This is a genomic window from Rufibacter sediminis (assembly GCF_014269285.1).
Taxonomy (GTDB): Bacteria; Bacteroidota; Bacteroidia; order Cytophagales; family Hymenobacteraceae; genus Nibribacter; species Nibribacter sediminis.
Map to the genome: position 1 here is coordinate 221149 of NZ_JACOAF010000008.1, position 19824 is coordinate 240972.

15 protein-coding genes and 1 tRNA gene are annotated in these 19824 nt (G+C 49.9%); 6 read left to right on the forward strand and 10 right to left on the reverse strand.

The annotated features are described in order from the left end of the window. Window positions 1-94: 94 nt before the first annotated feature. From kdpB to H7U12_RS03815, 6 genes are all read left to right on the forward strand, one after another. Entirely contained in the window at window positions 95-2152 is a 2058-nt protein-coding gene (gene kdpB / locus H7U12_RS03790) for a potassium-transporting ATPase subunit KdpB (protein ID WP_206683861.1), read from the forward strand. A gap of 23 nt (window positions 2153-2175) precedes the next feature. Then, entirely contained in the window at window positions 2176-2739 is a 564-nt protein-coding gene (locus H7U12_RS03795) for a K(+)-transporting ATPase subunit C (RefSeq protein WP_186633109.1), read from the forward strand. Between the two features lie 392 nt (window positions 2740-3131). Further along, on the forward strand, window positions 3132-4280 hold the full coding sequence (locus tag H7U12_RS03800) for a porin (RefSeq protein ID WP_241749101.1): 1149 nt from the start codon (window positions 3132-3134) through the stop codon (window positions 4278-4280). A 169-nt stretch (window positions 4281-4449) separates the two neighbouring features. Beyond that, window positions 4450-5586, forward strand: a complete 1137-nt coding sequence (locus H7U12_RS03805) for a sensor protein KdpD (protein WP_186633112.1) — start codon at window positions 4450-4452, stop codon at window positions 5584-5586. 144 nt (window positions 5587-5730) lie between these two features. Further along, entirely contained in the window at window positions 5731-6189 is a 459-nt protein-coding gene (locus H7U12_RS03810; RefSeq protein WP_186633115.1) for a hypothetical protein, read from the forward strand. A gap of 306 nt (window positions 6190-6495) precedes the next feature. Further along, window positions 6496-8316: a HAMP domain-containing sensor histidine kinase gene (locus H7U12_RS03815; RefSeq protein ID WP_186633118.1), complete on the forward strand. Its 1821-nt coding sequence runs from the start codon at window positions 6496-6498 to the stop codon at window positions 8314-8316. A 302-nt stretch (window positions 8317-8618) separates the two neighbouring features. Here H7U12_RS03815 and H7U12_RS03820 read toward each other — a convergent pair whose 3' ends face one another. The 10 genes from H7U12_RS03820 to H7U12_RS03865 all read right to left on the reverse strand — a co-directional run bounded on the left by H7U12_RS03820 (window position 8619) and on the right by H7U12_RS03865 (window position 19749). Then, on the reverse strand, window positions 8619-9584 hold the full coding sequence (locus H7U12_RS03820; protein ID WP_186633121.1) for a glycosyltransferase: 966 nt from the start codon (window positions 9582-9584) through the stop codon (window positions 8619-8621). After that, the gene (locus H7U12_RS03825) at window positions 9574-10227 is read right to left on the reverse strand and encodes an LbetaH domain-containing protein (RefSeq protein ID WP_186633124.1); all 654 of its coding nucleotides are present in this window, start codon (window positions 10225-10227) and stop codon (window positions 9574-9576) included. The genes H7U12_RS03820 and H7U12_RS03825 overlap by 11 nt, the downstream gene beginning before the upstream one ends. Further along, window positions 10224-10928 carry a WbqC family protein gene (locus H7U12_RS03830; RefSeq protein WP_186633127.1) on the reverse strand — a complete coding sequence of 235 codons (705 nt, stop codon included), beginning with the start codon at window positions 10926-10928 and terminating at the stop codon, window positions 10224-10226. Before H7U12_RS03830 ends, H7U12_RS03825 begins: the two co-directional genes overlap by 4 nt. A 146-nt stretch (window positions 10929-11074) precedes the next feature. Further along, window positions 11075-12538: a lipopolysaccharide biosynthesis protein gene (locus H7U12_RS03835; protein WP_186633131.1), complete on the reverse strand. Its 1464-nt coding sequence runs from the start codon at window positions 12536-12538 to the stop codon at window positions 11075-11077. A gap of 66 nt (window positions 12539-12604) precedes the next feature. Next, window positions 12605-13738, reverse strand: coding sequence for a DegT/DnrJ/EryC1/StrS family aminotransferase (locus tag H7U12_RS03840; protein ID WP_317170745.1), 1134 nt, complete (start codon window positions 13736-13738; stop codon window positions 12605-12607). A gap of 116 nt (window positions 13739-13854) precedes the next feature. Further along, window positions 13855-14865, reverse strand: a complete 1011-nt coding sequence (locus H7U12_RS03845) for a hypothetical protein (RefSeq protein ID WP_194362497.1) — start codon at window positions 14863-14865, stop codon at window positions 13855-13857. Window positions 14866-15287: 422 nt separating this feature from the next. Continuing rightward, window positions 15288-16274 (reverse strand): hypothetical protein, encoded by a 987-nt coding sequence (locus H7U12_RS03850; protein WP_186633137.1) that lies wholly within the window; start codon window positions 16272-16274, stop codon window positions 15288-15290. An 848-nt stretch (window positions 16275-17122) separates the two neighbouring features. Next, a tRNA-Glu gene (locus tag H7U12_RS03855) sits at window positions 17123-17197 on the reverse strand. A 330-nt stretch (window positions 17198-17527) separates the two neighbouring features. Then, entirely contained in the window at window positions 17528-18847 is a 1320-nt protein-coding gene (locus H7U12_RS03860) for a hypothetical protein (protein ID WP_186633140.1), read from the reverse strand. A gap of 356 nt (window positions 18848-19203) precedes the next feature. Further along, window positions 19204-19749: an RNA 2'-phosphotransferase gene (locus H7U12_RS03865; protein WP_186633143.1), complete on the reverse strand. Its 546-nt coding sequence runs from the start codon at window positions 19747-19749 to the stop codon at window positions 19204-19206. Between the last annotated feature and the right edge of the window lie 75 nt (window positions 19750-19824).

A 19824-nucleotide genomic window follows, 5' to 3' on the forward strand; every position in this document is an offset into this window, starting at 1 on the left:
GGAGGTTTGCGTTTAGCGGCTCTTTTTCCCAAAACAGGCCAAAAACGCAAATTCCCGGGCGGGCATCCTCTCAACTTATTCAATCCTAGAAAACATGTCTGTGCAAAAAAGACAAATGGGGCTGCTGGAAGGTCCGCTGGTACGCGAGGCGCTCAAGCAGTCGGTGATAAAACTCAATCCCCGCTACCTCATCAAGAACCCGGTGATGTTCACCGTGGAGATTGGCACCGTAATCATGCTGCTGGTGACGATGGGCGTGGCCATGGGCAGCCAGAACCAGGGCAGCCTGGGCTACAACTTTCTGGTGTTTCTCATTCTGCTGCTCACGCTGCTGTTCGCCAACTTCGCCGAGGCCATCGCCGAGGCGCGGGGCAAGGCCCAGGCCGAATCACTGCGGAAAACCCGCCAGGATACGCCCGCCAAAAAGCTCACCAAAACCGGCGGAAACCAGTCTGAGGTCATTGAAACGGTCAGCTCGGCCGCGCTCCAGAAAGGCGATATTTTCCTAGCTGAACCCGGCGATATTATTCCCACGGACGGCGAAATCATAGAAGGCTTGGCCTCCATTGACGAGTCGGCGATTACGGGTGAATCGGCGCCGGTGATAAGGGAAGCGGGCGGTGATAAATCCTCGGTGACGGGCGGCACCAAGGTGCTTTCAGACCGCATTGTGGTGCGCGTGACCACTGCCCCCGGCGAGTCGTTCCTGGACAAGATGATTGCGCTGGTGGAAGGCGCGAGTCGCCAGAAAACGCCCAACGAGATTGCGCTGACCATTCTGCTGGCGGGCTTCACGCTGGTGTTCATCATTGTGTGCGTGACGTTGCAACCCTTCGCGGAGTACGCCAACACGCCCATCACCATCGCCTCGCTCATTGCCCTGTTCGTATGCCTCATTCCCACCACCATCGGGGGCTTGCTCTCGGCCATCGGGATTGCGGGCATGGACCGGGCGCTGCGGGCGAACGTGATTACCAAATCGGGCAAGGCCGTGGAAACCGCCGGTGACATTGACACGCTTCTGTTGGACAAAACGGGCACCATCACCATCGGGAACCGAAAGGCCACCAAATTCTGGCCTGCGCCCGGCGTGGAGGAGCGGGAATTCGTGTCCAAAGCCGTGCTCAGTTCCATTGCGGATGATACGCCCGAGGGAAAATCCATTCTGGAGCTGGCCCAGCAACAGCGCGTGGAAGTGCCCATGCCTGATTTAAGCCAGGTGCAGTTCATCAAGTTCTCCGCCGAGACCCGTTCCAGCGGTCTGGATTTGCCCAACGGCTTACGCATCCGGAAAGGTGCCTCAGACTCCATGCGCCGCCTCACCGAAAACGCGGGCAATATCTATCCCAAGTCCGTGGCCGAGAAAGTGAACGAGATTGCCGCCAACGGGGGCACGCCGCTGGTGGTCACCGAGAACGAGAAAGTGCAGGGCGTGATTCAGCTGGAAGACATCATCAAACCCGGCATTCAGGAGCGTTTTGAGCGCCTCCGGAAGATGGGCGTGAAAACCGTGATGGTGACCGGCGACAACCCGTTGACCGCCAAATTCATCGCTGAGAAAGCGGGCGTAGATGATTTCATCGCCGAGGCCACGCCCGAAGACAAGCTCAACTACATCAAGAAAGAGCAGGCCGCGGGCAAACTGGTAGCCATGATGGGCGACGGCACCAATGATGCGCCCGCCCTGGCCCAGGCCGATGTGGGGGTGGCCATGAACTCGGGCACGCAGGCGGCCAAAGAGGCAGGCAACATGGTGGACTTGGACAATGACCCCACCAAGCTCATTGAGATTGTGGAGATTGGCAAGCAGCTGCTCATCACGCGCGGCACGCTCACCACATTCTCCATCGCCAATGACGTGGCCAAGTACTTCGCCATTGTGCCCGCCCTCTTCATTGTGGCCATTCCCGCCCTGCAAGGCCTCAACATCATGGGCCTCAACAGCCCCGAGAGCGCTATTCTGAGTGCGGTTATTTTCAACGCCATCATCATTCCGCTGCTTATTCCGCTGGCCTTGCGTGGCGTGGCCTACAAGCCCATAGGGGCCAGCGCATTGCTGCGCCGGAACCTGCTGCTCTACGGGGTGGGCGGTGTGGTGGCTCCGTTTATTGGTATTAAACTCATAGACGCCGTTTTAGGCCTCTTTTTCTAAAAACAGCTCAAAAACGTAAACACATGAAAACGTATTTAATAGCCTCTATTAAATTGACTTTGGTGCTGCTGGTGTTGCTAGCGGGCGTGTACCCCGCGCTGGTGGCTGGCATTGGCAAACTTTCGCCGGGCGGCGGAGGTGGGGAAACTGTTTCCTGCAACGGTAAAGTAGTGGGCTTCGCTAACGTGGGGCAGGCCTTCACCCAGGATGGGTATTTCCAGGGAAGACCCTCGGCGGTGGACTACAACGCGGCCGGTTCCGCGGGCTCCAACAAAGGCCCCTCCAACCCCGATTACCTGACCACCGTGCAAGCCCGCATTGACACCTTTCTGGCCCACAACCCCGGCGTGAACCGCGCCCAAATCCCTGCGGAACTGGTAACCGCCTCCGGCTCCGGCCTAGACCCACACCTTTCGCCCCAGGCCGCCTACCTGCAAGTAGCCCGCGTAGCCCAAGCCAGAAACCTACCCGAGCAGAAAGTTCAGGCGCTGGTGCAGCAGCACGTAGAAGCCCCGCTCTTAGGTATTCTAGGCCCCGAGAAAGTGAACGTGCTGCAACTGAACCTGGCGTTGGACGCTCTGAAGTAATTGAAAGCCGCTTTCCGTTTTTGGCCTGTTTTCTGAAAATCAGGCCAAAAACAGAAAGTACAGCTTAACCCATTTCGTCCCCCTTTGAAGGGGGTAGGGGGATGATGACTTTTGCAGAGAATTATTTAACAGCGTAGAAATCAGAAAGCTTTTACCAAGCCGCTCTTCCGGATTTGCAATCCGGAAGCAAGGAGAAAGGGGATTTGTAATCCCCGAGTACCTACGCCAGAGCAGCAGCAATGCGACGTATTGCAAATCTGGAACAGCTGCAAAGGCAGTAAAAGAAAAGCAGCTCTAATTTGAAGCGCCTTTTTCATCCCCCTACCCCCTTCAAAGGGGGACAAACTAAACACGTAGTAATTGAGGCTTGATGTAGCCTCTCATCAATCAACATGAAATTGAAAACTACCACCATGAGAACCAAGTTCTCCCTTTCCATTGCCCTTTATTTATGCCTGACGGTGCCTACGCAGGCGCAAACCGTTGCAGATTCAACCTCTGTGGCCGCCACAACTTCAACCACTCCTGAGGACGTGCCGGCCAAGCCCTGGCAACTGACGGGTTTTGTGGATGTGTACTATGCCTATGACTTCAATAAACCGGAGAACCATCTGCGGCCTGGATTTTTGTACAACCACAATCGGCACAATGAGTTTAATGTGAACCTGGCCTTGCTACGGGTAAACTACGCGCAGGACAAGGTGCGCGGGAACCTGGGGCTCATGGTGGGCACCTACGCCCAATACAACCTGGTCGCCGAACAGGAGTTGCTGCGGCACGTGTACGAGGCCAACGTGGGCGTGCAGCTGTTGCCCAAGGTCTGGCTGGATGCGGGTATTTTCCCTTCGCACATTGGGGCAGAGTCGGCTATTTCAAGGGACAACCTAACGCTAACTCGTTCGTTGAGCGCGGAGAACACGCCGTACTATGAAGCGGGGGCAAAGCTGACGTTTGAGGTCTCGGAGAAATGGACGCTCACAGGTCTGGTGCTCAACGGCTGGCAGAACATCCGCGAAGCGGAAGGGAACCAGAACAAGGCGCTGGGCACGCAGATTACGTTTAAACCGTCCAGCAAAGTAGTGCTCAACTCCAGCACGTTCTTCGGGAACGAGAAGCCAGACAATGCCAAACAACGCCGGTACTTCCACAACTTCTACGCCTCCGTTTCGCCCGCCGATAAGTGGAGCCTGATTGCCGCCTTTGACTATGGTCTGGAAGAGAAAGCGAGGGATGAAGATGGCTACAGCCGGTGGTGGAACCCTACGCTGGCGGTGAAATACCAGGTGTTGCCCCAGTTAGGCATCGCGGCCCGCGGCGAATACTACCATGACAAGCACGGGGTGATTATTGGAACTGAAACTGCCAACGGTTTCCAGACGGCAGGCTACTCCCTGAACCTGGATTTCGCGCCCACGGCGCAAGTGCTCTGGCGGGTAGAGGCGCGCCTGCTGGATTCCAAGGATGACATCTTCACCAAAGAAAGCGGCAACCCCACAGATAAGAATACGGCGTTGACTACTTCCTTGTCTTTCGCCTTCTAGCTGTAAGGCGAGATTGAGCTCAAGCGTGTTTACCCCCCTGCCTCTCTCAAGAGGGGAGTTTTTGCAAACAGTGGTTATTCTTACTATTGCAGAGAATTCCCCTCCTCGGAGGGGTAGGGGTGGGTTTCACCACATTTCAACTTAAATTTTCATCCTCTATACTACATTCATGGTTTCAGGCGGAAACGCAGCGGACGGGAGTTTTCTGGAGTTAATCAGGCACGCGCGGCGGGGGAAGTTCAAAATCTACATCGGGCTGGCGGCGGGCGTGGGCAAGACGTACCGCATGTTGCAGGAGGCGCACGCGCTGCTGGCGCAGGGCGTGGACGTGGTGGTGGGTTACGTGGAGACGCACAACCGCAAAGAGACGGTGCAGCAGTTGGAAGGGCTGCCCGTCATTCCGCGTAAGGCAGTTTTCTACAAGGGCCGCTCGCTGGAGGAGATGGACGTGCCCGCCATTCTGCAACGCCGTCCCGAGATGGTGGTGGTAGATGAGCTGGCGCACACCAACGTGCCAGGCTCGGTCCACGAGAAGCGCTGGCAAGACGTGGTACAGCTGCTGGAGGCGGGCATTCACGTGATTAGCGCCGTGAACATTCAGCACCTGGAGAGCCTGAACCAGCAGGTGGAGAAAATCACGGGCGTGGAGGTGACTGAGCGCGTACCCGACAGCGTGCTGCGCCTCGCCGATGAAGTGGTGAACATTGACCTAACCATTCCGGAGTTGCTGGAGCGGTTGCAGGCGGGCAAAATCTATGAACCCGCCAAGGTGGAGGCGGCGCTCCGGAACTTCTTCCAGAAAGACCACCTGCTGCAATTGCGCGAGTTGGCGCTGCGCGAAGTAGCCAACCAGCTGGAGCGCCAGATTGACACCGCCCACATTACCCCAGACCGACGGCATACGGAGAAGCTGCTCACCTGCATCGGCACCAACGCCAAGGGCGCGCGGGAAATCATAAGAAAATCGGCCCGGCTGGCCGATAGGTACCACGCCGAGTGGTATCTGCTTTACGTGCAGACCTCCCGCGAGACGAGCCTCAACATCAACCTGGCCACCCAGCGACACCTCATCAACAATTTACAGTTGGCCACCGAGCTGGGGGCGCAGGTGCTCAAAGTGAAAGCCGAAGAAGTGGCCGAAGAGGTGCTGCGCGAGGTGAACGAGCGGCAAATCACGCTGGTGACGCTGGGCATCACCACGGGTTCTTTCTGGCAACGCTGGTGGCGCAAAAGCATCACGGGCGAAATAATTTCCCGCATTACCGCGGCCAATACCGATACGGATATTTACTTGGTGAATTATTAGCCGGAAACTTTAGGCAAGCGGAAAAAGGCTACCTTTCCGTTTTTGGCCTATTTTCAGAAAAAGAGCCGCTAAATGAAATTCGGTTTTGGTAGAACATGGCCTGCCAGCTTGTGTGCTATCATGGAGTTCTTTGTAATTTAAACTATGAAAATAGAGAAGCTGAAAATGGAATTAGGAGCACCTGAACATGGGTGGCTTCCTGTGAAGTTGACTTTTGGAGACTTTGATTTACAATTTGAGGCTTCGGATGTTCCAGCAAATCCAATTGACCAATTGATTACTTCTTTAAGAAATGTGATTAAAGGAATAAATACAGAAGTTTGGTGGCATCTAGAGCCTGAAGGCTACTATTTTGAATTTGAAAGAATCAGTGACAAATATAGATTCAAAATTAGTTTTGAGGATTCAGACAATACCCAAAGAAAAAAACTCTTTGAATTAGATGGAGACTTTAAATCGGTGATATTGCCTATTTATCGTGCTATTGTAAAATTTATCGCCCAACCACATAACCCATATAACTGGCCCCAAACAAATAAATTAGAAGCAGAAGAGTTAGTTGGATTGGTAAAAGAAATCAAGACTACACAGAACAACGTGTAATCATCATGACTTGACCGACGTCTTTGCATTATGTTTACAAGAGACCGGCAAACGTAGTGACAGCTAATGAACCCTTCCTTCGCTTGCCCTAATATCTTTTTGAGACGAAGTTTTGGGTATCGCATTTAGCAGATTCTGGCTGGTGCATGCGTGCCTTGCGTGCTCGCGTTTAGGGGCTGTTTTTTTAAAAATTGCCCTAAAACAAAAGTTTTAGTCTTAATGCACAAGCGGAGTCTTGCGGTTGAGACTAAAAAGAAAACGCCGAACAGCTTCCATGGTACATAACATTGCCCCCTTACAATCTACATGAAACTTAAAACCAAAATCCTGCTGGGGTACCTGGTGGTGCTGGCCCTGCTGCTGGGCCTGGGCAGTTACAACCTCTACAACCTCAGCCGCCTTGACCGCGCCGCACAGAACATCCTCAAGGACAACCTGTATTCGGTGCAGCTGGGGCAGGAGATGAACAACGCCCTGAGCCATCTGCTGGTCACGCAGCAACAGGCCGTTTTCCTGAAAGCCGACTCCGTTGAGATTGCCGAAAGCACCCGTGCCGACCTTCGGCGTTTTGAGGCCAGTTTACAAAAAGAGAGCGAAAACATCACAGAGCCTGGCGAACGGGAGACGGTGGAGTCCATGCGCCAGACCTTCGCTGAGCTGAAGCGATTGCTGCACACCTCGGCCGCAGTACCGTCTGAAGCCTACTTTGTGACCGTGATGCCTAAGCACCAGTTGCTGCAGGACAAAATCCACCAGATGGTGAGCCTGAACACCGATGCCCTCCAACTCAAAAACCAGCAGGCGCAGGAAACCTCGCAGCGGGTGTGGCAGTACACGCTGGCTCTGCTGGCCTGTAGCGTTTTGTTTGCGCTGGTGTTCTGTTTCAGTGTGCCCGAGGCCCTGACCCAGCCCATCCAGCAGCTCATCACCTCGCTGGAGTACGTGGCCCAGCGGAACTTCTCCCAAACTCTGCCCATCAAAGGCAATGACGAGTTCGGGGCGGTGTCCAAGGTCTTTAACCAGATGCTGGTGCGCCTGCGCGAATACGAAAAATCTACCCTGTCTGAACTCATTACCGAAAAGAACCGCATCCAGTCCATTATCACCAACCTGGACGAGGCCATCATTTTACTAGATGCCGAAGGAAAAATCATTCTCGCCAACCCCGTCGCCTGCCGTCTGCTGGGCCTGCCCCCCGAAAAACTGATTGGCGCGAAAACCCAAGACGTGGCCGCGCAGAACGATTTATTTAAGGAGCTGCTGAAAGGAATAGAGGCCGGAAGCAGTGACTCGCCGGAGGCGGTACTGTCCATCACCGACCTGGGTGAGGAGGCGTACTACCGCAAATCTGTGTTTCAGGTGCTGGCCTACAATGAGGTTTTGGGCAAGCAGGAATTTGCGGGCTACATTCTCTCCCTGCGCAACGTGAGCGATTTTAAGAAGCTGGACCAGGTAAAGTCTAACTTTCTGGCCACGGTCTCACATGAACTCAAAACTCCGCTGGCCTCCATCAACTATTCCCTCAAGCTGTTGCAGAACCAGCGCATTGGCGAAATGAATGACGAGCAGCAGCACCTGGTCGCCACCATCAAAACCGAGAACCAGCGCCTCCAGAAGATGGTCACCGAGCTGCTGGACGTGGCCCGCCTGGAGAACGGCAACATCCAACTCAACATTGCCACCGCCAACGTAGCTGATATTGTGCAGTTTGCCGCCAACACTATCCAGCTACAGCTCCGCGAAAAGAACATCCACCTGGAGATTTCCCTGCCGCCCCAACTGCCGCCCGTGAAAGCCGATGTGGAGAAAACCTCTTGGGTGCTGCTCAACCTCTTGAGCAACGCCATCCGCTATTCAGCCCAGAACGAGACCATTGTTTTGTCGGCCAGCGAAGGCAAAGGGGAAGTGGTGGTGCAAGTGAAAGACCACGGTCCCGGCATTGAACCGCAAAACCACGAACGCATTTTCCAGCGTTTCGTGCAAGTTCCGGGGAAAGAAGCCTATAAAGGTGGCTCAGGTCTGGGCCTTTCCATCTCCCGCGAGTTCATCCAGACGCAGGGCGGCCGCATCTGGGTAGAAAGTGAAGTGGGGCAGGGGAGTACGTTTGGGTTTACATTAACTGTATAGAGTAGGGTTTTTTGAGTGTCAAAATGCTTAAAATAAGAATCAAGGATAGTCTTGGCTCTGTATCTTAGTAGTGGACACATTCAGCTGTAATTGAAGAGACGGAACACAATGGAAAAGCGTTTTTAGCGTCAGAAGAACATAAAATAAGCTTCACAAATGATGTTTACTAGTTGATTAAAAGAGACAACAACTTTGATCATCACTGGAAAGGAATAAGATACAAGGGAACGTGTCTATGCAGTATTCAAACAAATAAAAGGTATTGAGCAGGAAACTAGGGGGTAGAATATGGTCAACATAGATTACTGAACCGAGGAGCTTTTTATTCTGCTGTATACCTTGAAGAGAGCGGGTGCATAGGACGCCATGTACATGCCTAAATATCTGTACTGGAGCAAAAGTTTCCGGTCCCGCCGTACACATCGTCTGGCATACAGCTTATATTTCTCGTAATCATGTTTTTTGAAGGCGATCTGCGCTAGCTTGTAGTGGAACCATTCCAGAACAGGGTTTATCTCATTTCTATATCTGAATTCAAAGTATTCATCCATGCCGGTGTAAAGCTCAATCATCCTTTCCCAATAGTGGTACCCATGCAGAAAATTGGTGGCTCCCCCGGGGTGTCGGCGGTATACCCCCATTACCCCAGGGAGTAGTTTGATCTTACCAAAGGAAGCAATAAGGATATAAAAGGGAGTGTCTCCCACGATGGCGTTGCGAAGCCAATCTGGATAGTCTTCGAACAGATGATTGCGGAACATGACAGAGGCGGTTGGAATAAGCCACTTCCCGAACAGGTCTTGGATGCCGTAGATATCCTTGGAGTAGTGCTGAAACAGTTCCTGGGTTTCAGAGGGAGCTGTCTCGTGCCTGACATAGCAGTTATGGAAGCAAAGGGTGAATTCTCCATTTTCTTCCAAGAAAGTGGCCTGCTTTTGTAGTTTCAAAGGGTCAGTCCAGTAGTCATCTCCCTCGCACAGGGCGATGTACTTCCCCTTACAAGCTTCTCTTGTCCTTCTGGCGTTTTCCTGGGCTCCAACGTTTTGCTGGTGCATGAGTAGGGTGACTACCTCGGGGTACCTGGTCCGGTACTCCTCACAAATGACCCTGGTGCCGTCCGTACTGCAGTCTTCTCCTATGACCACTTCAAAGGGAAAATCGGTCTGCTGCATGAAAATGCCTTCCAGGCATTGCCGCAGAAAAGCCTCGTGATTATAGGTGATAACCCTGACGCTTACCAAGGGCGGGGAGGCACTTTTACTGAGCATTACGAAGAAGTTTAGCGGGGTTACCAGCCCAGATTTCTGAGGTACCCATGTCTTTGAGCAGAACACTTCCCATCGCTAGAGTAGAGTAGTCGCCTATGCTCACAAATTCCCGTACGGTACAGTTCATGCTGATATGGACCCCAATCCCTACCTTTAGGTTAGAGCCGGAACAGGAACCGGCCGCAATGAAGGTATGGGCCCCAATGTCGCAGTTGTGGCTGATAATGGCCCCGATCATGACCCGGGCACAAGTCCCTAATTTAACACTGGTGGAGACAATGGCATGGGGCATCACCACGCTCCCCGGCCCGAGTTCTACATTGGCTCCTATATAGGCGGTGGGATGTACGAAAGTAGCTAGGCGATCAGGGGGAATGGCCAGGGAATCAAAGAGCTGGATTCGCTCGCGCTGTCCATCGATTTTGTAGATTGTGTTTAAAAAGTAATACCCTTCGTCCAGTAATCGGGGGATGTCGTGCAGCCCTCCTTTCACCGGATAGCCCTCAATCTCGGTGCATCCGTCCCTGTCGTTGATATACCCGGAAAACTGATATTCCTGATCGCCCCTTCTGTTGGCATCGAGCATGGCGTGCCCGATCACAGAGGCATTACCTTGCCCCCCCAGGATCAATACATTCTTCATAAGAGTTCATAAGAGGTTAATAGTTTCGAGACGGTTTCCTTGTCGTTGTACATCAGCACATCAATGATGGAAAGCCATGGGGTAAATTGAGGGCTGGGCTGCGGGTACACTTCTGGCAATGGATTCAAGAAGCTCAGTATAATGCCATGTTCCGCAAAATGATCTTTCCTGTAGAGTTCCAGGCCCCCAATGGCATTGAGGTAGCGGTCTCCTTTTTCCTGCAGGACAATGTCCACGATTCGTTCTCCTCTGTGTAAATGGGCATTTCCATAGCCACCAGTAGAGCTATTCTTCATAGTTGTCTTGATGTTCAAATATGAGCAAACCTGCTTGATGCTTGTCGCCGCTACGTCAGCGATGGATGTGCTTGCCTGGTCCATCAGTACCTCCTTCACGAGTGGGATCACCTCCTCGAAAAAAGGGGCTTTTCGGTAGGCCGTTTCCATTGTGGCGACCACTTTTCCAATTTCTCTGCTGGACCAGTCCACCTCAATGTCCTTGATCAACTTATTTTGGCTCACACTGAGACAAGGAAGCGTAAATGTGTGTTCAGCACCGTTCAAAAGAATCCTGTTTCGGTTAATCCACCCTTTCTTTATATAATGCACATCATCATACAAGACGAACACGTCTACCGCAGCGATCAGCTGAAAATACCCAATGTAGGGGAAAAGATACGGCTGCATAATGGCGATTTTCATCAGGTATTCCTTATATAATAAGACAAGAATATCATTTACCTCAGGTAGTTTTTTATCTGATTATAACCTTGCCTGCCTATTCACTGCCTGCGGCATGCATCTGCGTTTCCACGGTCTAAAATCGAAAGGTGTTTTCCTGGACCACTTCAAAACTGGGCTTTTACGGTTTTGTATTTTTGGAGAGAGAAATCATACAGGTAAAGCAGGCCCTTTCTGTTAAAGGCAGCTGTCAGGCCTAAGTACAGGCAAGCCCCCAGGATCAGCCAAAACGTCAAACTCCACCAGGTATAGGTATCCAGCGCTTCAATTCCCCCCATGAGCAAAGCCCCCATCAGGAAAGCTGGAATGAAATTCGGGACAAGGTCTTTCACTTGCTCGTAGAAGCCATAACCGATAAATTTTCCGGTATAATGAGCATTGATGAACAGCGAGAGAAATGATAGGACGATCTGTCCGTAGATCATCGCCATCAAGCCCCACCGGAAGGTAATAAGCACGACCAGGACGGTCAGTGCCTTTTTAATGATCTCCAGGTAAAGGAATATGTCTGATCGCTTTTTCAGGGTAAGGACATTCAGGTTCAAGGAATGAATAGGGTAGAGAAGGCCTGCGAATGCCAGCCCCTGCAATAGCGGAGTGGTTTGAGCCCATTTTTCGGAAAGGAGCACCAAAACCACGCATTTACTCAGACCCATCAGCCCCATCATCACTGGGAAATAGAGAAACGAGATGACCTGCACCAACCGGCGGTAAATGCCAGTTAGTTTTTCACGGTCCTCTTGCACTTCAATAAGGATGGGATAAGTGACCCTTCCGCTTATCTGGGTGATGAGTGCCTGTGGAATGTCTTTAAGAGAGGACGCACGATTGTAATAACCTAAAGAGGCCGCTGAATAGAACTTCCCGATCAGTAGGGGATAGATGTTCTTGAAACCGGTGTCTAGCAAATTGGCAAGCAGTAGCTTTGAGCCGAAACCAAAGAAGTCCCTGAAGGAAGCTTTTGAAAATGTAAAGGTAGGGGACCAGGTGCCCCAGAGCCAATAAAGAACTGTAGTTCCTATCCCATTGAGCAACTGCCGGACCACTAGAGCCCAATACCCCCAGCCCAGGTAGGCCATGTACAATCCCACAATCCCAGAGAAGATGTTGCTCGCTAAAGAAAGGAGACTGATGCGGCGGAAGTCCATCTCCTTTGTTAGTTTGATGTTCTGCACCATTCCCAGTGCCGTCAAGATCAGGACACTGCCCAGTACTCTGATGAGTTGGGTAAGGGACGGTTCGCTGTAAAACCTGAAGACCCATGGTGCACTTACGTAGAGAACGATGTACGTACCAACCGAAAGGGCTAAGTTACTCCAAAAAACGGTTGCATAATCATGGTGCGTTGCGTCCTTTTTGCGGAGCAGGGCGCTGCCTAGGCCAGCTTCGGTGAAAGGGCGTAACAGGGCTATGAAAACGCTTACCATCGCTATCAAGCCGAAGTCAGTGGGGCCTAGTAGTCGAGCGAGCAGCACCGAGATCAGGAAGTCACTCAAGAGATTCCCCAAACGCTCCCCGGTCAGCCAGGCAAATCCCAGTGCCGCTTTGTCCTTTATGTTGGTTTCTCTCATGTGGTCAGTCTCCGGTGCGGGTGTAATGTTGTTCTCTTCTCATTCGCAGAGTTGTTTTTACTATCCTTAGTATCTTTCGGCCCTGAGAATTGCCCTACAGATCATTTTCACTTCTTCTACTGACAAATCATGGTATAGGGGGAGACACAAGACTCTGGAGGAAACATCCCGGGACACGCGCACCGGTTGGTCTGGACGAACATAACTCAAGGTGTCTAAAGAGGGATAGAAATATCTTCTGGGGTAGACATAGATCGCCTGCAACGCGGAGATTACCTTTAGCACCGTTTTCTCGTTGTCGAATAGGATTGGGTAGTAGGCAAAATTGAACCCTGGGTCAGGATTTAAAAATGGCCTGCCTACCTGCAGTGCTTTCAGCATGCTGTGGTACGTTTCTGATAGGTGCTGCCGGCGTTGCAAAATCTGGTCAATGTACTTCAGGTTGCACAGCCCCATGGCGGCATGAAACTCACAGTTCTTTCCATTTATTCCAATTCCCTGAAAGGCTTCGGGGCCATGAAATCCGAAATTCCGCATATGAGCAATGTGGTTGGCAATTTCAGGGTCATGGGTGATCAACGCGCCGCCCTCTACGGTATGAAACAGTTTTGAGGCATGGAAGCTAAGGGTGCTAATATCCCCTTGGTGCACCACCGGCTCCCCTTTATAAAAGGTGCCAAAAGCGTGAGCGGCATCATAGATAACCCGCAGGTTGTGCTTCCGGGCTATGGTAGAAATCTCTTCAGCAGGGCATGGATTTCCGAACACATGGGTCGCCAAAATGGCAGTGGTCTCAGGAGTGATGGCAGCCTCTATCAACTCAGGGTCAATGTTGTAGGTGGACGGATCTATGTCCACAAAAACCGGGGTGCATCCTTCCCAGACAATGCTGCTAGTGGTAGCCACAAAGGAGAAAGGAGTTGTGATGATCTCCCCATTCAGTTTCAAAGCCTTAATCGCGATCTGTAGGGCAATGGTCCCGTTGGTTACGAAAAAAAGATGTGGCACTCCCAAATAGTTTTTGAGGCTAAGTTCGAGTTCGTTTACCAGAGGCCCGTTATTTGTCACCCAAGCCCTATTCCAGATATCCTTCAGGTATTGGTCAAACTCCTTTTGGGGAGGCATAAAAGGTTTGATAACGTTTATCATTGAACTTCTTGTTTTACTGTGCCTATCATTCAGTTGGAAGAAGGGTGTCATTCTATTTGCGTGTCTCTCAGATTTCCTGACCCTTCATGGCTACTTCCCGTTTAAGTAGGGCTGGTACCAGCCATTCGTCACATGTCCTACTTCTCAGGCTTATCCAGTTTTAAAAGCTACAGATGCGGCTGATTGCCGATAACAGGCTTTTCAGAGGGATTTTTCACGAAGTACTCCTCCACATAGTGCCGGACCTCTTCCTCAGATTTCGCGTGAAGGATGGTGGCACCGGACAGTTTTGGGTAAAGAGTTTGAAAACAGCCGAAATAATGCTCGGCCCCACTTTTTGAGAGTATCAAATTCGTACCCCCGAAATAACTTGCTAATACAGAGGTACCCCCGTGAATGGAGATGAAGTGGTCCGCATTGGCGTACACCAATAGCTGCAGATGATTGAAGTTATTGGCATAGCTTTTCTTCTCCTCGTAAAGATCCTCCAGCAGAATGACCTCAGGGTGCTCTTCCTGTATCCAGCGGCGTTCGTTTAGTTCCACTACCTCGTTGTGGTCTTTGGTAATATGCTGGGTCAGCGGACGGTTATAAATGATGGTATACTCTTGGGCCAGCTTATGGAAGATGAAGGAGAGGATTGGTTTATCAAAGAAACTGACGGGAGGGCCTCCCCATTCCATGCTATAGCGATTTGCCACAATCAGGATTGGCTTCTCAAATACGAATACATTGTTTTGATAGGTTTCTTTGAAGGGAACAGCGAGCCATTTGTTCATGTCGTAGTTATGGCTGTGAAGTATCCTAGGCATCTCGAAATTGTAATTCCCTTCATTGGGATCTCCCCGGTTTACCCGCTCTATAAACTTTTCTTCATGGTTCTGCGAGAAAAAATACAATTCCTTCGTAAATTGGGAGGAAATGCTCTTCTTTAGTGTGCCATTCCTATAATGCCAGTAGGCGAACGGAATAACAAATTGAAGTTCTGCGCCGAACTCCCCATTGAAGGACACGACTTTATACGCTTTCCTAAAAACATAGTCCTTGAGAAGGTATTTTCCCTGCACCAACCGGCAAAAGTAAGTGTCTCTGATAAAATACCGGTATTCCTTTCTTACCTCTCTATGCCGGAGCAAAGCCAAAGCACTGAGGAGCTTATTAATTATTTTGTATACCATAAAGCCTTATTTGGGGGGAAATAGGGTTTAATGTCCCATGTAGAAACTGTTCTTCAGGGATTTTTTCTTGTATTTAATATTTTAGACTAAAACTGGTGTTAGAGAAGATTTGCTGTATTTATTAAGTTATATCTAATATTTGATTAGGTAAGTTAATCTAAGAACCATTTTGTCATTTTCAAAATATATAAAGATAAAATTGGAGTTTTGTAAGCGTGGGATTTGCAAAATGAGATGGATAGCTAATTTAGAGGAAGCTGTTAGCTTCTGACTTGAGACTAAAACCAATGTTCTACTAAGGCAGGAATGAAGAAGTAGAAGTAAGTGGTTTGTACTATTAGAACTTAGGGACTCACAAGAGAACCCAATTAGGTCTCTGTAGCTCCATCTTTAGGGCCTATTAAATAAATGTTTGGGCAATGCTAGAGATTCTGCTTTTTGCGGATAGCTACCAGTTCCTCTAGAAAGGAAATGTTAAAAGGGGAGCGAATTAGAACCCTAAGAGCATGCTTACATCCAGAAAGGATGTTCATCCCCAGAAAAGCGTTAATGGCACGCTCCTTGGATTGCTCCAGTGGGATCAAGTCAGCATACTTTTTAGCCCACTTCCTTGCTAAGACAAGCTTTTGGGGTAAGTCTATTTCAGAAAAACCTGCATCTAACAGAGATAAGAGTTGCTCTTCCATGAAGCTTTTTAGACGGGCACTCCAGTAATGAACAACAAATTGATCACACGGCAGGATCTGGGTTTTAGACTGCAGAACCAATGAAAAAGCAATTTGTTCACTGGTGTTCCAGTGCGTGGCTTCAAAAATTTCAACCGCAAGGCAATAAACATCGGGCAGGAAGCTACTTATTTCTGCGGGGAGGCCCAGTACCCCCGAGTTCCAGCAAGCCTGATGCCGGTGAAATCTCACCTGTTCCCCATTTATTCGGAAATCCTTGTTCTGTATAAGCCGGAGGAATGCCTGGGGATACCGTTCCTGTCCAAAAGAGGCGTACAGGTGCAAGGCCTCATGAAAGGTGTATTCCGGCGTGTGCATGAACGTCTTACCATATGTAAGATTCATAAGCCAAGCGTGGGGATCGTGTTTCATGAACGTATCGGAGTCCAGGAAAACAAGTGGCTCGGAGGGGTGCTGCCGCTGAATCCTCTCTATCACCGCCACTTTCCGCAGGTGCACATAGGTAGAGCCGTCTAGCATTTCCTCTAATTGATGGTGGTCAAGCAGATGGTATTCGATCTCTATTCCTCTAAGGAAGGGGTGAAAATAATTGGGATGATCGGTGAAGATGAAAAGCCGAGTTTCCCTCATTTTCCTGAACCATGCCACAAAGCTTAAGAGAGAAAAGACAGTCATTCTGTGATTCGCCTCCTTCCCATAGGATAGCCAGATAAAATTAACCATGCTGAAAAAGGCTTCAATTAAATTCTTAAAGGAATGGAGATGGCTTAAATGATATTTGAAAAAGATAAATTTATCTTTTTATTTTTACTAATCAACACTGAAGAAAATCTTTACACTTTAGAAAAGGAGGGGGAGCAATCATTATGCTGACATTAAGACTTATATTCTAATTACCCATCTGATAGCACCAGAGGTATGTGGGAGAGTTGAAGATTGTTAAAACTGGTGGTACCTAAAGTTTTTCTCACTTCAATGTAGAGATTTTACTCAACTTATCTTAGTTCTAATGAAACGGCAGATTTTAGGTAAGTAAACTTGCCTATGTGCCCCTTTCACTTACATTAGAATTGCTTGCTAATCAATGATACGTTAATTGTTTGAAAAGTGGCGATAGCTGGAAAACAGGTGTTGTTAGCATTGCATCTCAACCTGTAAAGGAGACGATAAGTTGACTTTGGAGCAAAGTGGCCACTTACCCTTGCTTCCTGCAGATTCAATCTTTTACAGGGAGTGAAAGTTCTTTATACGAGACCGAGACTGACGAAATCCAAGATTGTAGTATGTTTAAGGGTAGTGGCACCGAGTTTAGAATTTGTCAAAAGTAGTAGGCAAAGTTGGATTGTTTTATCAATAAAGTATTTGGAGTCACTTAAGCGAACAGAAAAGGGGAGAACTGCCTTTAACTTGAGCTAAACAGAGGCAGAAGAATTCCATCCCACTGTTATAAAATTTAATTGAACCTACTATTTGCAATCGTACTAAATAATTCTGCTATTCTGCAGAAAGTATGTCTAAATAGTGGTTGGCATAAATAAAAAAAGCCCCTCAGGATGAACTGAGAGGCTTCTTGGTAGTCCGTAGGGGAATCGAACCCCTGTTACCAGAATGAAAATCTGGTGTCCTAACCCCTAGACGAACGGACCATCTTTCGGTTTTGATGGTGCAAATATAGAAGGCTGATTTTGATCTGCCAAACTTCTTTCAGAAAAAAGTTTCATCTTTTAACTCCTCTGGAGCACTGTGAGACGTAAGTAGCTGATAGTGATGTTTTATACTGCTGAAAATATTTTCTGTTTCTAGCCTGCTTTCTGCAAACTACCCTCAAAATGCAGGCTCCGGAGTCAAAATGAAGTCTTGACTCCGGAGCCTGTAAGGGCGTTTTCTCCCTGTTTTTATAAAATCAGCCTTAAAATAGATCAGCTATGATGACCGTCAGCGCTTCAGGGGATACGTTTTAGGAAGTGCCCTGAAAATTACTCCAGATTCAGCCGGCCGCCGTGTTTGTGCAGGTTGTAGAGTTGGCGGGCTGTTTCAAACGTGGTGGCGTTTTCCAGGCCGCTCTTCTTTCGGGCCTGCTTTTCGTTTTCACCTTCAAAAAGGCAGTCTACATACTGCTGGTAACAGGTTCTGAGGTGCTGAAACAAGTTCTGCAGTGAGGTTTGGGCAATGTCAATCTGTTGAGCGTCAAAGGCAGTCCGTTCCAGAATCTCCTCCACCAGGTAAAACTCTTCCTGCATGATCTGGTGGGTTCCGTCTTCGCCTAACACCAAAGGTTTATATACCCGGAAGTAGTGCTGATCCGCTTGAAACGTGCTGCCGGTACTGTCCTGAAGGTTGAGCACAATGGGCGAATCGGGGAGGGGGCTTTCCTGCTGACGGGTAAAGAAGTCCAGAACCAGTTCTCCCTGGTGCGGGTAATGGGCAAAAAGTTGGACAAGTTCCCGAAAGTCAAAGCCCAAAGAAAGAGTTTTGGTGTCGGTCCCGCTGTGAAGCTTTCCGTTTACCGTCACAGCCGTGTCCAGGTCATACACGATCTCCTCCATCTCGAAGACATCGGTGAGCAGTAGGGATTCTGGCGCGTAGGTAGCCGGATCAATACCGATGAGCGGCAGCAGTTCATCCTCAGGATACACCGGAGAAGCCGAGGGCTTCTCCGGTGTATCCCGGTCTTTCTGGACCAGGCTGGAGACAAAGATGCTGTGTTCCTCGCTTTCGCCCAGGTTCTTCAGCTGCTGCAGGTATGTGTCCAGAAACTGCAGGTGCGGTTTCAGGGCTTTGTAGATCTTAGTTCTCCGGAAACTCTTGCGGTGGTAATACAGCAGCGTGGCCACCTCGCCGTAGCAGTCCAGCTCCTTCACTGATTCCATCTCCTGCAACACCGCCTCGGGGGTGGCTTTGTCTTTCAGGAGCATTTCTTCAAACAGAAAAATAGGATAATCATGAGTGGGCTGACCTATTTCGGGCAGCACGTTGAACGCGCTCATCTTGCCGGACTTGGCTTCCTGCAGAACCTCCAAATTGGTTTTTACCGGTGCCATCAGGTGCTCAGTGGCCGCAGTTTGCAGTTGCTGTTGGGTGTCTTCCAGAACTTGGTCAGTTAAGGAAGCTTTTTCGGTAAACTGCCACAGAATCTGCAGGTGGGTATGGGAAGGCGGAAGCCCATAGGCGGCCATAATCTCTTCCTCCAGCTCTATCACAGTTTCAAAAAGTTCGGTATTCTCCTCAGGGCCGCCGTTTTCTTTTAATTCCTGATAATGATGGTAATATGTCGTAAGTTTTTCCGTCACCTGCATATCCAGTTATTTTCTTTCCGAAGTTAAAAGATGGCTTTATGCGTTTAAGGGTCCTTTTTCAAAAAGGAGGTCTAAAACAACCGGTGGAAAAAGTACTTACCGGCGCAGTTTACACAACTGTTGAGACTTAGTACGCAAATGCAGACGGAATAGTCTTGCACTTTTAGGATAATTTGTAGCGGTCAGCCAGCGGTCATCTACCGGCTTGCAGGGGAGGTCAACACAGAAAGACAGAATCTCTGTTTCACTTTTAAAACAAAGGGAGGCCGTAAAGGTTTGGGGCCTTGGCTGTTTTGGGGCTGTTTTCAGGAAAGTAGGGCAAAAACAGCCGTGCCCCGGCAGGAGCGGGCTGTGTTTTAAGAAAGACGATGTTCCTCCAGATAGATAGCGGGAACGGCATCCGTGAGCCAAACCTGGTTCTCGGAAAGGTAGAAGTGATGGCCGGCCTGGTGCATCTGACCGCTTTTCACCACGAAGACGAAAGGTTTCCCGTGCCGGGCTCCTACTCGGGTAGCCGTCTCCACGTCGGCGGAGAGATGCACGTATTGCCTCGATCTCCGTTGAATTCCCTCCTTCCAAATAGACGCCAAATAACCTTCTGTCGTTCCGTGGTACAGCACCGCAGGCGGCTCCACGGGCCGTAGTTGCAAATCTACCCCAATGGAGTGGCCCTGACTGGCTCTGAGACGGGTGTGATCTTCATTGAACGCGAAGCGGTGCTTGTCATTTGTCTCTACTACTTCTTCCAACTTCTCCAGTGTCATCGGGCGGCCCGAGGCGTTCATGCGGTGCAGAAGATGCTCTACGTCAGCCCAGCCCTCGGCATCCAGGTCAATGCCCAGCGCCTCCGGCTTGTGACGTAGCACCAGGCTGAGGAATTTGCTGATTTCTTGGTTTCTCATGTCTAAAGGTCTTTCTGAAGTCTCCTAATGGCTAGGCTGTTTTACGGTCATATTCCGGAAAAGACACCTAAAACG

Excerpts from the sequence above, each read along its gene's own strand:
- H7U12_RS03840 (WP_317170745.1), bottom strand. The coding sequence starts at position 13,738 with ATGACACCCTTCTTCCAACTGAATGATAGGCACAGTAAAACAAGAAGT.
- H7U12_RS03830 (WP_186633127.1), bottom strand. The coding sequence starts at position 10,928 with ATGAAAATCGCCATTATGCAGCCGTATCTTTTCCCCTACATTGGGTAT.
- H7U12_RS03805 (WP_186633112.1), top strand. The coding sequence starts at position 4,450 with ATGGTTTCAGGCGGAAACGCAGCGGACGGGAGTTTTCTGGAGTTAATC.
- H7U12_RS03835 (WP_186633131.1), bottom strand. The coding sequence starts at position 12,538 with ATGAGAGAAACCAACATAAAGGACAAAGCGGCACTGGGATTTGCCTGG.
- H7U12_RS03825 (WP_186633124.1), bottom strand. The coding sequence starts at position 10,227 with ATGAAGAATGTATTGATCCTGGGGGGGCAAGGTAATGCCTCTGTGATC.
- H7U12_RS03860 (WP_186633140.1), bottom strand. The coding sequence starts at position 18,847 with ATGCAGGTGACGGAAAAACTTACGACATATTACCATCATTATCAGGAA.
- H7U12_RS03845 (WP_194362497.1), bottom strand. The coding sequence starts at position 14,865 with ATGGTATACAAAATAATTAATAAGCTCCTCAGTGCTTTGGCTTTGCTC.
- H7U12_RS03795 (WP_186633109.1), top strand. The coding sequence starts at position 2,176 with ATGAAAACGTATTTAATAGCCTCTATTAAATTGACTTTGGTGCTGCTG.
- H7U12_RS03800 (WP_241749101.1), top strand. The coding sequence starts at position 3,132 with ATGAAATTGAAAACTACCACCATGAGAACCAAGTTCTCCCTTTCCATT.
- H7U12_RS03850 (WP_186633137.1), bottom strand. The coding sequence starts at position 16,274 with ATGGTTAATTTTATCTGGCTATCCTATGGGAAGGAGGCGAATCACAGA.
- H7U12_RS03820 (WP_186633121.1), bottom strand. The coding sequence starts at position 9,584 with ATGCTCAGTAAAAGTGCCTCCCCGCCCTTGGTAAGCGTCAGGGTTATC.
- H7U12_RS03865 (WP_186633143.1), bottom strand. The coding sequence starts at position 19,749 with ATGAGAAACCAAGAAATCAGCAAATTCCTCAGCCTGGTGCTACGTCAC.
- kdpB (WP_206683861.1), top strand. The coding sequence starts at position 95 with ATGTCTGTGCAAAAAAGACAAATGGGGCTGCTGGAAGGTCCGCTGGTA.
- H7U12_RS03810 (WP_186633115.1), top strand. The coding sequence starts at position 5,731 with ATGAAAATAGAGAAGCTGAAAATGGAATTAGGAGCACCTGAACATGGG.
- H7U12_RS03815 (WP_186633118.1), top strand. The coding sequence starts at position 6,496 with ATGAAACTTAAAACCAAAATCCTGCTGGGGTACCTGGTGGTGCTGGCC.